Genomic DNA, 12726 nt, shown 5'->3' with positions numbered 1-12726 from the left:
GCATCCGCCGTAGGGCGGAGCGCAGCGATACCCACGCGGAAACGCGGTGGGATCGATGCCTGGACCTTGGCGGCGGGGTTTGGTGGGTATCGCCTTTCGGCTCCACCCACCCTACAAATACCTCCGACCAAACTATCCGCCGTAGGGAGGGAGGAGCGCAGCGATACCCACGCGGAAACGCGGTGGGACCGATGCTTGGACCTTGGCGGCGGAGTTTGGCAGGTATCGCCTACGGCTCCACCCACCCTACAAATACCTCCGACCAAACTATCCGCCGTAGGGAGGGAGGAGCGCAGCGGTACCCACGCGGAAACGTGATGGGATCGATTCTTGGGCCTTGGCGGCGGGGTTTGGTGGGTATCGCCTATCGGCTCCACCCTCCCTACAAATACCCCGACAAACCAGCCACCGTAGGGTGGGTGGAGCGTAGCGATACCCACCGCAAGACGCTTAGCGGTTTCGCAGGCGGATGCGGCGGAAGCGCGCTTCCAGGCTGAAGCGCTGTCCCAGCGCCAGGTAGATCTGGTGTTGGCTATCGACATGGCGGTAAACCCGGACCCGGTCGGCGCCCAGCAGCATCATGATTTCCAGATAGTTGAAGAAACCCATCCACTGACCGCGTCCGGCGCGGTCGTCAAAATCAATGTCGCGCGCCACGCGGCTGAGCAGACCTTTGCCGACGTATTCCCGATTGTCCTTCAGCCATTGCAATAGGTGAGCCGCGCATTCGCGGCCATAGGCGTGGTCGGCGAGGAGATCCTTGCTGGGCGTGGGCATTTGCCAGTAATGCGGGTAGGTGCGGCCGGGGCAGAAGCGGACGAAGGGGAGCAGCGCTTCCTGTTGTCCCAGGGCGTTCAATTTGTAGCGACGGCGCGGGGGAAAGTTTTGAGGCTGTTGCATGGTGTTTCTCCTGCTGTGACACAAGATAAACCACCTGCCGGGGAAGGCTGAGGTATTGGGCAGGCGCGTGGCAGGATTGGCGTACCGGACTGTCTCCAAACCGGCGAGTGCCATGGCACTCCCCCACCATGCGCCTGCCAAATGGCGCGGCCATGGTAAAGCAGCCTGCGCAGTTGCTGCGTAGGCCACAAAGATGGAGATGTACCGGGACGCCAATCCCGGGTGCCGCGTGTAGGCGGCAACGTGGGGATTGTTGCCGAGCGGCGGGCGGGGGTCAAGGCGAGGCGGCTTCTTCTTGATCGTTTCAAGATATCCACAGATGGGGCGGAATGGGAAAGTTATCCCCAGTCAACCCATATGGCTAAGCCGCTCGCCATTTTCAAACGGGTCGGCGTTGCGTTAGCGGCCGGGCGCCGGCCCCCATTTCGCCAGAGTCTCGCGCTCTTCCTGGGTCATCTGGGTCAAATTGGCCAGCGGCATGTATTTGGACGCCACCGCCTGCTTGATTCGGTGCGCGTTGATGAGAATCTCCTGCGCATCGTCAAACTTCAGGCCGGCCGGCGGCGCCACGAAGCCGGCCTGACTGGGCGTGGCCGAGTGACAGGAGAGGCAGCGGTTTTGAATGATGGCGTGAATCTGCCGCAGACGGACATCGGCCGCCGTTTGCGCCGCCGCCGGTTCAGCGGCGTCCGCCGCGGCTTGCGGCGCCGCGGGCGCGGTATTGGGCGGGGGCGGCGCGGCCAATAGCGCCACGCCGACCAGCAGCAGGCCGCCCAGCGCCGGCAGCAGCGGCCGCTGGCGGCCGGAGTGGCGCAGCACGAAGTATTGGCGGATCAGCGCGCCGGACAGGATGAACAGCACCATGATCAGCCAGGCGTGGCGGCTGCCGAAGGTGAAGGCGTAGTGATTGCTGATCATCAGGAACACCACCGGCAGCGTGAAATAGGTGTTGTGCACCGAGCGTTGCTTGCCGCGCAGCCCATCCAGCGGATTGGGTTTGTCGCCGGCCTGGATGGCGCGCACCATGCGGCGCTGACCGGGAATGATCCAGAACAGGACATTGGCCGACATGCAGGTGGCCATGACCGCGCCGGTGATCAGGAAGGCGGCGCGGCCCTGGAAGATGTGGCTGCTGGCGTAGGCCGCCAGCGCCATCAGCAGCGCCACGGCCAGGCTGAGCGCGCCGTCGCGGTTCATGTCCGGACTGATGCGGCGGCAGAGCTGATCGTAGGCCAGCCAGCCGCCCAAGAGGAAGGCGACGGCGATTACGGCGGCCGCGCCGCCGGACAAGGCCGCCGCCCAGGCCCAGGGGCTGGCGGGGTTGACCAGGTAGAAGGCGGGATTGAGCAGGTAGAGCAGGGAGAACAGGCCAAAGCCGGACAGCCAGGTGGCGTAGGATTTCCAGAATGACCAGTGCAGTTTGTCGTCCAGCGGGAAGGGCGGTTGGCCCAGGTATTTCTGGTTATGGTAAAAGCCGCCGCCGTGCACGGCGAACATTTCGCCGTGCAGGCCGTGCGGGGCATCGGCGGCGGCGGGCGGCGACAGGCTGTTGTCCAACATGACGAAGTAAATCGATTCGCCTATCCAGGCGATGGCGGCGATCACGTGCAACCAGCGCAGCAGCAGGTTGCCCAGCTCCAGCAGGTAGTTTTCCATGGCGAGGTTTCCGGGTGGGGGACGGGAACAGCGTCAACTGCCGCGGTAGGTGGAGTAGCTCCACGGCGTCAGGACCAGCGGCACATGGAAGTTTTCGTCCGCCTTGGCGACGCCGAAGCGCAGCAGCACCTGATCTAGAAAGCGCGGTTCCGGCAACTTCACGCCTTGGGCGGCGAAATAATCGCCGGCATGGAATAGCAGTTCGTACACGCCGGCGCGCAGCTGCTCGCCTTCCAGCAGCGGGCGTTCACAGCGGCCGTCGTGCGTGGTCGTCGTGTCGGCCTGCAACAGCCGTTGTTCTCCGTCCAGCCGGTACAACTGGCAGCGCACGCCCGCCGCCGGCTTGCCGTGCATGGTGTCCAGCACATGGGTGGTCAATTTGCCCACGGTTGTTTCTCCTTTGTTGTGCGGCCCGATCTGGCGGACCTGTTGTCGATCTTGTTGTTCGCGATGGCGATTTAAAATTGTCGACAATTTGTGTTGACGATAGTGTTTGCCAACGACAATAATTGTCAACAAAATTCTGAAGGCATAGAGCGGGATATGGAAATACCGGGAGAGGACATGTTGCATTCCGCTAACGGAACGCAGGCCGCGGCGCCCAGGGCGTCCACCTTGGTGGGCGACGGCGCGCCGGGCAATGACGCCGATCGCTTGTACTGGGAAATCTTCGACGCGGTGATAGACCAGCGCTTATTGCCGGGGGTCAAGCTGACCGAGGCGGTGCTGTGCGACGCCTTTCAATGTTCGCGCAGCAGCGCCCGCAGCGCGCTGGCCCAGCTGGCGCACGACAAGATCGTCGACATCCTGCCCAACCGCGGCGCTTTCGTCGCCAAGCCGGACGAGAAGGAAACCCGCGATGTGTTCGAGGCGCGGCGCATGGTGGAGGCGGCGATTCTGGACAAGCTGCTGGCCTTGCCCGATCTGGCCGAGCGCCTGCCGCCGATGCGGCGCATGGTGGCCGACGAGCGCGCCGCCTTCGAGCGCGGAGACCGGGTCAGCTGGATCCGTCTGTCCAACGCCTTCCATGTGCAATTGGCGCGGCTGGCCGACAACGAGGTGTTGACCGAGTTGATGCACGGCCTGTGTTCGCGCACTTCGCTGATCATCGCCTTATACGATGTGCCCGGCCGCAGCGCTTGTTCCTTCGACGAGCATGAGGCGATTCTGACGCGGCTGGAGGCGGGGGACCGCGCCGGCGCGGCGGCGGCGATGCACCATCATCTGGAGGATTGCGAGCGGCGGATGAAGGTGGAAACCCACACCCATTTGGACCCGTGGACGGTGTTCAATCTTAAGCGCTGACAGCGGGAAGGATGGCCATGCAGGCGGATTACCCACGCGATTTGATCGGCTACGGCCGCGATCTGCCGGAGGCCAACTGGCCGGGCGCGGCGCGCATCGCCGTGCAGTTCGTGCTCAATTACGAGGAAGGCGGCGAGAGTTGCGTGTTGCACGGCGACGCCGGCTCCGAGCAGTTCTTGTCGGAAATCATCGGCGCGGCGGCCTACCCGGCGCGGCATCTGTCGATGGAGTCGATTTACGAGTACGGCTCGCGCGCCGGGGTGTGGCGCATTCTGCGCGAGTTTGAGCGGCGCGGCCTGCCCTTGACGGTGTTCGGCGTCGGCATGGCTTTGGAGCGGCATCCGGAGCTGGCCGGCGTGCTGGCGGAGCTGGGCCACGAGATCGCCGGCCACGGCTATCGCTGGCTGCATTATCAGCAGGTGGACGAAGCGGTGGAGCGGGAGCACATGCGGCGCTGCGTGGAGGCGATCCGTCGTTTGACCGGCCAGCGTCCGTCCGGCTGGTACACCGGCCGCGACAGCCCCAATACGCGCCGGCTGGTGGCGGACGACGGCGGCTTTCTCTACGACTCCGATTACTACGGCGACGATTTGCCGTTCTGGACCCTGGTGCGGCGCAGCGACGGCGGCGAGCAGCCGCATCTGATCGTGCCTTACGCGCTGGACACCAACGATATGCGCTTCGCCACCGCGCAGGGCTTCAATACCGGCGAGCATTTTTTCAGCTATCTGAAAGACGCGTTCGACGTGCTGTACGCCGAAGGGGCGGACAAGCCGCGCATGTTGTCGGTGGGCCTGCATTGCCGCTTGATCGGCCGGCCCGGCCGCTTTGCCGGCCTGTGTCGTTTTCTCGATTATCTGGAGCGTCATCCGCGGGTATGGATCTGCCGGCGGCTGGACATCGCCCGGCATTGGCGGGAGACGCATCCTTTCACCGGAGAGCGGCCATGTCCTTGACGCTGGAACGCATCAACGCCCTGCCGACGGAGCAGTTCGTCACCGCGCTGGGTGGTGTTTTCGAGCACTCGCCGTGGGTGGCGGCGCAGGCGGCCGGCCTGAGGCCGTTCGCCAGCGTGGCGGACCTGCACGGCTGCATGCGGCGGCAGGTGGAGGAGGCGGGAGCGGAGGCGCAATTGAAACTGATCCGCGCCCACCCGGAGCTGGCCGGCAAGGCCGCGCTGCGCGGGGAGTTGACCGCCGAGTCCGCCGCCGAGCAAGGCGGCGCCGGCCTGGATCAGTGTTCGCCGCAGGAACTGGAGTTGTTGCGGCGGCTGAACGCCGACTACCGGGCCCGTTTCGGTTTTCCCTTCATCCTGGCGGTGCGCGGCTATGGGCGCGCCGGCGTCATCGCCGAGTTCCAGCGGCGGCTGGCTGCCGAGCCGGAGGCGGAACGGCTGGCCTGTTTGCAGCAAATCTATCGGATCGCCGGCCTGCGCTTGGCCGAACTGATTTCTTCCTGATCCCGCGCCAAGACCGGAGCCGCCATGTCCAGCCAGATTCTCGTCATGTACTTGTTGTCCATCCTGGTGGTGATCGCCGTGCCCGGCCCCCTGTCGCTGTTCATGGTCGCCACCAGCGCCGAGCATGGCCTGTTGCGCGCCTGGCCGGCGTTTGCCGGCGGCGTGCTGGCGTCTTTGTCGCTGCTGCTTTTGTCCGCCTTGGGCGTGGGCGCGCTGATCCTGGCCTCTCCCGGTCTGTTCTCCGTCCTGCAGACGCTGGGGGCCGGCTATCTGCTGTGGCTGGGTTTCAAGACCTGGCGCGGCGCCGGCCGGGCCGCGGCGGCTCAGGGCCGCCGAAAGGCGGCGCCGGCGCAATGGTTTTCCCATGCTTTTCTGCTGGGCATCAGCAATCCCAAGGACATCGCTTTTTTCGTGGCGCTGCTGCCGCAGTTCATCAACGCCCAAGCGCCGCTGGCGCCGCAACTGGGCTGGATGGCGGCCGGCTGGGTGGCGATCGATTTATCGTGCAAGACCGCGTACGGCCTGTTGGCGGAGCTGTTCTTCCAGCGTCTGGCGGTGCTGCGGCTCGTCTTCCTCAAGGTTTCGGCCTTGTTTTTTCTCGCCTTGGGGCTGGCGCTGATTTGGAGCCGGCTGGTGGCATGAACGGCGTACGGCGCGCGCGCCGACGTCATTGATAAGGAGAAAGTTTGATGGCGCTTGTCAATCACCCGGCGGGAACGGCGCTGCACGCCCCGGCGGTCGAGGTGCCGGAGTTCGCCCGGCGTTACGCCAATCTGGCCGCGGCGGATTTCGGCGCCAGGGTCCTGGCCTGTTCCGATCAGTGGTTCGCCGCGGCGGAGCGGATGCTGCAAGCGTCCGAGCCGGTGTTCATCGTCGGCGAGTTCGACGATCACGGCAAATGGATGGACGGCTGGGAAACCCGCCGCCGCCGCAACGGCGGCTACGACCACGCGGTGATCAAGCTGGGCCTGCCCGGGGTGATCAAGGGACTGGACATCGATACCAGCCACTTCAGCGGCAACTACCCGCCGGCGGCCTCGGTGGACGCCTGCCGTTCGGCCGGCGATCCGGACGAAGGCAGCGAGTGGGTGGAAATCCTGCCGGCCACCTCCTTGGGCGCCAGCGCCCATCATTTCATCGCCATCGACGATGCGCGCGATTGGACCCATCTGCGTTTGAATATTTACCCGGACGGCGGCGTGGCGCGTTTCCGCGTCTACGGCCAGCCCGCCTGCGACTGGGCGCGACAGGACCCGGCCGCGCTGCATGAGGTGTCGGCGCTGGAAAAGGGCGGCCGCATCGTCGCCTATAACGACGCCCATTTCGGCGTGCCCTTCCGGCTGATCATGCCGGGGCGCGGTGTGAATATGGGCGACGGCTGGGAAACCCGCCGCCGCCGAGAGCCGGGCAACGACTGGTGCATCGTCGAGCTGGGACATGCGGCGCTGGTGGACAGCATCGAAGTCGACACCGCGCATTTCAAGGGCAATTACCCGGATCGGGTCTCGGTGCAGGCGGCTTACGTTCGTCAAGGCACCGATCAATCCATCGTGACCCAAGCCATGTTTTGGGAGCACTTATTGCCGGAGCAGAAAACCGAGATGGACCGGCAGCATTTTTACGACAAGACCATGCTGCGCGATCTGGGCGCGGTCACCCATGTGCGGCTGAACATCTTCCCGGATGGCGGGGTCAGCCGGCTGCGGATTTGGGGACGGCTGGCGGATTGAGCCGCTCGCCCTTGCCGATGGCGTTCTGTTGAGGAGCGAGGCATGAGGATTCTAAGCTTGGAACCGTTGACCAAACAGGCGTTCGCCCCGTTTGGCGATGTGATCGAAATCGACGGCAGCGATTGGTTTCCCATCAATCAGGGCAGCACTCGCCGCTATCACCGGCTGGGCCTGGTGGAGGCCGGCGGCGGCCAGCCCGGCATCAGCATGGCGCGCGGCGACGCGCATGGCCTGCCGTTGGAGATCCGCATGCTGGAACGGCATCCGCTGGGCAGCCAGGCCTTCATTCCCTGCAGCGGCGCCGCCTGCGTGGTGGTGGTGGCGCCGGCAGGCATGGGCGACCGTCCGGACGAAGACCGGATCCGCGCCTTCCTGGCGCGCGGGGATCAGGGGGTCAACTACCACCGCGGCACCTGGCACCACCCGCTGACTTGTCTGGAGCAGGTGGGCGATTTCATTCTGCTGGACCGCATCGGCGCCGGCGACAACTGCGACGAGGCCGTCTTGTCGCGCCCCTGCCTGATCAAACCGGGCGGCGCGGGCTGAGCCTGCGCCGCCTTCCCTTATTTGCTGTCAAGGAGTCGATTGTGTAATACCCGCAAGTCGCCAGGACCGCGTGTTTGAAAAAGCGGCCCGGCATCTACCAAGGAGACGAGCATGGATGGCAAGCAGACGGTGCACCCGGTGGATCAGCCCCTGCCGGCGGGCAAGCTGTTCACCCTGGGCCTGCAGCATGTGTTGGTGATGTACGCCGGCGCGGTGGCGGTGCCGCTGATCATCGGCGGTTCCTTGGGCTTGCCCAAGGAGCAGATCGCGTTCTTGATCAGCGCCGATTTATTCTGTTGCGGGCTGGTGACGCTATTGCAGTGTGTGGGCTTCCGCGGCCTGGGCATCCGGCTGCCGGTCATCATGGCGGTGACTTTCGCCGCCGTGGGCCCGATGGTGGCCATTGGCGGCAACCCGGCGCTGGGCCTGCCCGGCATCTTCGGCGCCACCATCGGCGCCGGGGTGCTCAGCCTGTTGCTGGTGCCGCTGATGGGGCGCTTGATCGGCCTGTTTCCGCCGCTGGTCACTGGGGTGGTGATCACCTCCATCGGCCTGTCCATCATCCGCGTCGGCATAGACTGGGCCGCCGGCGGCAGGGGCAACCCGGATTACGGCCATCCGCTTTATCTGGGGGTGTCGGTGGCGGTGCTGGTGTTCATCCTCTTGATCACCCGCTATCTGAAAGGCTTTTTCTGCAATATCGCGGTGTTGCTGGGTTTGCTGTTCGGCTTTGTCCTGGCCTTGCTGCTGGGCAAGGTCAATTTGGGCGGCCTGGGCGAGGCGGCCTGGTTCGCGCCCATCGCGCCCTTCCGTTTCGGCATGCCGCGCTTTGAGCTGTGGTCCATCCTGACGCTGACCGTGGTGATGCTGATCATCTTCGTGGAGTCCATGGGCATGTTTCTGGCGCTGGGGGAGATCGTGGAACGTCCGGTGGACAGAGCGGCCTTGGTGCGCGGCCTGCGGGTGGACGCGCTGGGCACGGTGATCGGCGGTCTGTTCAATTCCTTCCCGCATACCTCGTTTTCCCAGAACGTCGGCCTGGTGGGCGTCACCGGGGTCAGCAGCCGCTGGGTGTGCGTGATGGCCGGCGGCATCCTGGTGGTGTTTGGCCTGGTGCCCAAGATGTCGCTGATCGTGGCCTCGATTCCGCCCTTTGTGCTGGGAGGGGCCGGCCTGGTGATGTTCGGCATGGTGCTGGCCACCGGCATCAAGATTCTGGGCAAGGTGGACTATCAGACGCAGCGGCATAATCTGCTGGTGGTGGCCATCAGCCTGGGCCTGGGCATGATTCCCACGGTGTCGCCCGGTTTTTTCCGGCAGCTGCCGGAGGTGCTGGCGCCGCTGCTGCACAGCGGCATCCTGTTGGCCACGGTCAGCGCGGTGGCGCTGAATGTCTGGTTCAACGGCCTGGCGCGGCCGCGGGAGACGGCGTCGTCAGGCGTCGCGCTTGGGGAGGCCGCGCATTAGCGGGGGCGGGGTTGCGGCGGCCTGGGATCAGGCCGTCTCGGCGCCCGCCGCTGCGATCTCGCGCTTGTCGCCGTACATTTTGCGGTCCGCCACCGTCAGCAGTTCGTCGATCAACAAGCCGTCCTCCGGGTAATAGGCGATGCCGATGCTGACGCCCACCGTGATCAGGTTATCGTTGACCTCGTAGGGCTGATGAATCACCTGTTTCAGACGATTGACGATTTTGTCCGCCTCGCGGTTGGATTCTATGTCTTCCATCAGCACCACGAACTCGTCGCCGCCCAGCCGCGCCACCGTGTCTTCGCCGCGCAATTCTTCCTTGATGCGGGCGGCGATCAGTTGCAGGATGCGGTCGCCGGTGATGTGGCCGTAGGTGTCGTTCACCGGTTTGAAGCGATCCAGGTCCAGGAACAGCAAGGCCAGCCGCTTGCCGCTGCGGTCCACCCGCGAGATGGCGTGTTGCAGCCGGTCGTAGAACAGATTGCGGTTGGCCAGGCCGGTCAGACGGTCGTGATTGGCCAGGTAGAACAGTTGGTTTTCACGCTGGCGACGTCCGTGCGCCAGTTGCAGATAGTGGTGCGATACCAGCAGCAAGCCGGCCAGCAAGGCCAGCGACAGGAATAGCAGCATGCCCCATTCAAACGCGCCTATCTGCCGCCAGCCCAGTTGCTGGCTGATGGTGAGCAAGAGCGGCTGGCTGGCGCCGCCCAGCGGATGGCGGGCTTCCAGCCGGGGGAAGAGCAGGGTTTCCAGGGCGCTGGCGCGTGCCGCGTCGCGCAGCAGGGTGGGCGGGCCGGGCGGCGGGTCGTTGCGGTGGAACAGGCGCACTTCCACGCCCTCGCGCAGCGCCAGCGGGCTGGGCAGCAGGCTGTCGGCGCGTATCGCCATGGCGGCGAAGTGGGCCGGCGCCAGCGGGGCGGCCAGCGGCTTGCTCAGCATATCGTCCATGGCGCGGATCAGCAGATAGCCGGCCGGCAGGCCGGGCAACTTGATCTGACTGGAGATTTCCATCCGTCCGCTTTCCAGCGCGTTCTGAAGGGCTTGGCGCGCGGCTTGCAGCCGGCCCAGGTCCGCGGCCAGCAGGCCGGGCTGGGGCATGGGTTCGATGAAGGCGAGCGGGAACAGGCCGAAGCGGCCTTCCCAGCCGTCGCCGCTGGCGGCGGGCAGGGGCAGCGCTTGGCCGTACAGCTGCTTCAAGCGTTGTCTGAACATCGGCAATTGGCCGGGACTGATGCGTTCGATATGCCCCAGCCACTGGATCTGTGGATAACGGCGCAGCAGCTGCCGGGCCAGCCTTTTCTCGGACGGCAGGCTCCAGCTGCGGTCCAGCGTGCTGAAGGTGGCGTAGCTGTCCAGCACGGTTTCATGGCTTTGCAGTTTTTGATTGAGCTGTTCGGACAGCAGCAGGGCGTCGCGGTTGAATTGCTGCTCCGCGCCCAGCAGCGCGTGACTGGCGACCGACAGGGCCACTAGCGCACTCAGCACCAGCCATATCGCGATGCATCCTGCATAAACCAGCCGTGTCCGCATGTAGCAACCGTAGGAAGGGGGAAAGAGGGGATGACAGATTTTATAAGAAGGAGCGGCTATTTTTTAGCTTTGACTGATGAAAAAGCGGGTTTTAAGTAGTTGTACGTAAAACAATACTGTGGTTTTTCGGGATGAGATTGAAATCAAACGGCCCGCCAGGGCGGGCCGTTTGGGCGTTGAAGAGACGGGTCTTTGCTCTTTGAAGGCTGTTTTAAAGCGCTGTCTCGCCGTTGCTCAGCGCGCCTGCGCCCAGTCGGCGATCAGGCGTTGCGGCGTGCCGCAGGCTTTGCGCTTGAGCACGAAGTTGCGGCATTTTTCCAGGAACTGGCCGCGGTTTTCCACCATGTCCTGGCGCATCTCCAGCAGCTCGGTCTGGCGGCAGCGCTCCATGCGCTCCAGATCCAGCTCGGCCTTGCGCGCGCGCTGCGGGCGGAAGCGGTCGTCGTTCAGCGCCAGTCCGGCGGCCTGCCGCAGCCAGACGCCGAAGTCGTGCGGGTCGTGCGGGCCAATGTCGTGGACCATGCCCAGACGCCAGGCTTCGCGCGCGCTCAGCGGCAGGCAGGCTTCGGTCAGCTGCTGGGCCTGTTCCTCGCCCACCGCGCGCGGCAGGCTGTAGGTCCAGTATTCCGAGCCGTACAGGCCCATGGTCTTGTAGTGCGGGTTGAGCACCACGCCGCCGCGGGCGAACACCAGATCGGCGGCCAGGGCCAGCATCACGCCGCCGGCGCCGGCGTTGCCGCTCAGGCCGGACACCACCAGCTGCCGCGCAGTCAGCATTTCCTGGCAGACGTCGTCTATGGCCTGGATATTGGCCCAGGCTTCCAGCCCCGGTTCCGGCGCGGCCTGAATCACGTTGAGGTGGACGCCGTTGCTGAAGCTGCCGCGGCCGCCGCGCACCAGCAGCACGCTGGTGTCCTGGGCCTTGGCCCAGCGCAGGGCCTCGCTCAGCCGCCGGCATTGCTCGGTGCTCATCGCGCCGTTGTAGAACTCGAAGGTCAGCTCGCCGACGCGGCCGTATTCGCGGTAGCGGATGGGCTGATAGCTTTCCTCGCAGTGAGGATGGGTGGCGAGGCTCCAGTCCAACCGCGGCACGTCGTCCAGCAAGCCGGCCAGCACATGGCGCGCCGGGCGTTTGAAGGTTTCTTCGCCGGCCTCCGGCTTGCGGCGCAGCGCGCCCAGCCACAGGCTGTGCTCGCCGGCGCCCACCAGCACGGCGTCGTCGTGCACCGCCAGCAGTTGGCCAGGCTGGCCGGCGCGGTAGTCCAGATGGGCGTCGTAGACGTAGTAGTCGCCGCCGGCCAGTTGCGTCAGCACGCCGGGCTGGCCGTCGGCGGCGTCGATGCGGCGCTTGATCTCGGCGGCGGGCTGTTGCCACAGGAAGGCGCGGTCGCTTTGCCGCATATTGGCTTGCAGCCGGCCGCGCACATGCGCTTGGCCGTAGTCCAACGGCGCGGGCTTGAAGCCGGTGCCGAACTTCTCCACCACGTCGCGGATGCAATACAGGGCGGCGTCGCTGACCGGGCCGTTGTAGAGCTCGGATTTGCGTACGTCCGGCGGCATGTCGAATTCGCAGCTGGACCAGATCGGGCCGGCGTCCATTTCCTCCACCGCCTGCAGCGCGGTGACGCCCCAGCGTTTTTCCCGCAGCGTGATGGCCCAGTCCAGCGCCGAGGCGCCGCGGTCGCCGATGATGCCGGGGTGGATGATGACCACCGGCCGGCTGGCGTCGCGCCACAGGGTTTCCGGCACCCGGTCCTTGAGGAAGGGGCAGATGACGAGATCGGCGCCGGATTGCTGGATGTTGGCGCTGACTTCCTGTTCATTGGTGAACAGCTGCACGCTGACTTGGTGGCCGGACTGGCGCAATTCCAGCCAGGCGCGCTGGGTGAGTCCGTTGAACGCCGACGACAACAAGATGATTTTCAATGACCGCATGACCGCTCCTTGCCCAAAAATGAATGTATGGCCGGCGGCGGGAGGCTGCCGCGCGAACCGTGCGCATGGGCGAGGATGATAGTTTTAGTTCTGATAATGACAAATGACTAAAGTCAAGCTTGATGCGATTGAAAATCAGAACGCAGCTTTCTGCCATCAATGATTACAGATGCTTTGGTTTTGTGATCTGTATATATG

General features: G+C 65.1%; 12 protein-coding genes. 7 read left to right on the top strand and 5 right to left on the bottom strand.

Going from position 1 to position 12726, the window contains the following annotated elements; all coding sequences use genetic code 11:
• Positions 1 to 450: 450 nt before the first annotated feature.
• From NK214_RS00945 to uraH, 3 genes are all read right to left on the bottom strand, one after another.
• Positions 451 to 900 (bottom strand): hypothetical protein, encoded by a 450-nt coding sequence (locus NK214_RS00945; protein ID WP_253313556.1) that lies wholly within the window; start codon positions 898 to 900, stop codon positions 451 to 453.
• Positions 901 to 1299: 399 nt separating this feature from the next.
• Positions 1300 to 2556, bottom strand: coding sequence for a urate hydroxylase PuuD (locus NK214_RS00940; protein WP_253313555.1), 1257 nt, complete (start codon positions 2554 to 2556; stop codon positions 1300 to 1302).
• 33 nt (positions 2557 to 2589) lie between these two features.
• A complete protein-coding gene (gene uraH / locus NK214_RS00935; RefSeq protein WP_253313554.1) occupies positions 2590 to 2943 on the bottom strand; it encodes a hydroxyisourate hydrolase in 354 nt (117 codons plus the stop codon).
• Positions 2944 to 3120: 177 nt separating this feature from the next.
• Here uraH and NK214_RS00930 point away from each other — a divergent pair, with 177 nt between their 5' ends.
• From NK214_RS00930 to NK214_RS00900, 7 genes are all read left to right on the top strand, one after another.
• Positions 3121 to 3861, top strand: a complete 741-nt coding sequence (locus NK214_RS00930; protein ID WP_107797752.1) for a GntR family transcriptional regulator — start codon at positions 3121 to 3123, stop codon at positions 3859 to 3861.
• Between the two features lie 17 nt (positions 3862 to 3878).
• Positions 3879 to 4817, top strand: a complete 939-nt coding sequence (gene puuE, locus NK214_RS00925) for an allantoinase PuuE (RefSeq protein ID WP_253313553.1) — start codon at positions 3879 to 3881, stop codon at positions 4815 to 4817.
• Complete coding sequence (uraD, locus tag NK214_RS00920) at positions 4808 to 5320, top strand: 2-oxo-4-hydroxy-4-carboxy-5-ureidoimidazoline decarboxylase (RefSeq protein WP_253313552.1); 513 nt, start codon at positions 4808 to 4810, stop codon at positions 5318 to 5320. The genes puuE and uraD overlap by 10 nt, the downstream gene beginning before the upstream one ends.
• A gap of 24 nt (positions 5321 to 5344) precedes the next feature.
• Positions 5345 to 5962 (top strand): LysE family translocator, encoded by a 618-nt coding sequence (locus tag NK214_RS00915; protein ID WP_253313551.1) that lies wholly within the window; start codon positions 5345 to 5347, stop codon positions 5960 to 5962.
• 47 nt (positions 5963 to 6009) lie between these two features.
• The gene (alc, locus tag NK214_RS00910) at positions 6010 to 7050 is read left to right on the top strand and encodes an allantoicase (RefSeq protein ID WP_253313550.1); all 1041 of its coding nucleotides are present in this window, start codon (positions 6010 to 6012) and stop codon (positions 7048 to 7050) included.
• A gap of 42 nt (positions 7051 to 7092) precedes the next feature.
• Complete coding sequence (locus tag NK214_RS00905) at positions 7093 to 7596, top strand: ureidoglycolate lyase (protein WP_107797757.1); 504 nt, start codon at positions 7093 to 7095, stop codon at positions 7594 to 7596.
• Between the two features lie 111 nt (positions 7597 to 7707).
• Positions 7708 to 9063, top strand: a complete 1356-nt coding sequence (locus NK214_RS00900) for a nucleobase:cation symporter-2 family protein (protein ID WP_107797758.1) — start codon at positions 7708 to 7710, stop codon at positions 9061 to 9063.
• A gap of 27 nt (positions 9064 to 9090) precedes the next feature.
• On the opposite strand, the gene NK214_RS00895 is transcribed toward NK214_RS00900, so the two are convergent.
• Together NK214_RS00895 and NK214_RS00890 are read right to left on the bottom strand one after the other, a co-directional pair.
• Positions 9091 to 10548, bottom strand: coding sequence for a sensor domain-containing diguanylate cyclase (locus NK214_RS00895; protein ID WP_158274199.1), 1458 nt, complete (start codon positions 10546 to 10548; stop codon positions 9091 to 9093).
• Between the two features lie 279 nt (positions 10549 to 10827).
• On the bottom strand, positions 10828 to 12528 hold the full coding sequence (locus tag NK214_RS00890) for a hydrogenase maturation protein (protein ID WP_253313549.1): 1701 nt from the start codon (positions 12526 to 12528) through the stop codon (positions 10828 to 10830).
• Between the last annotated feature and the right edge of the window lie 198 nt (positions 12529 to 12726).

It is taken from the genome of Chromobacterium sp. S0633 (genome assembly GCF_024158805.1).
In the GTDB taxonomy this organism is placed as follows: Bacteria; Pseudomonadota; Gammaproteobacteria; order Burkholderiales; family Chromobacteriaceae; genus Chromobacterium.
This window is presented reverse-complemented; position numbering and strand designations above follow the sequence as displayed.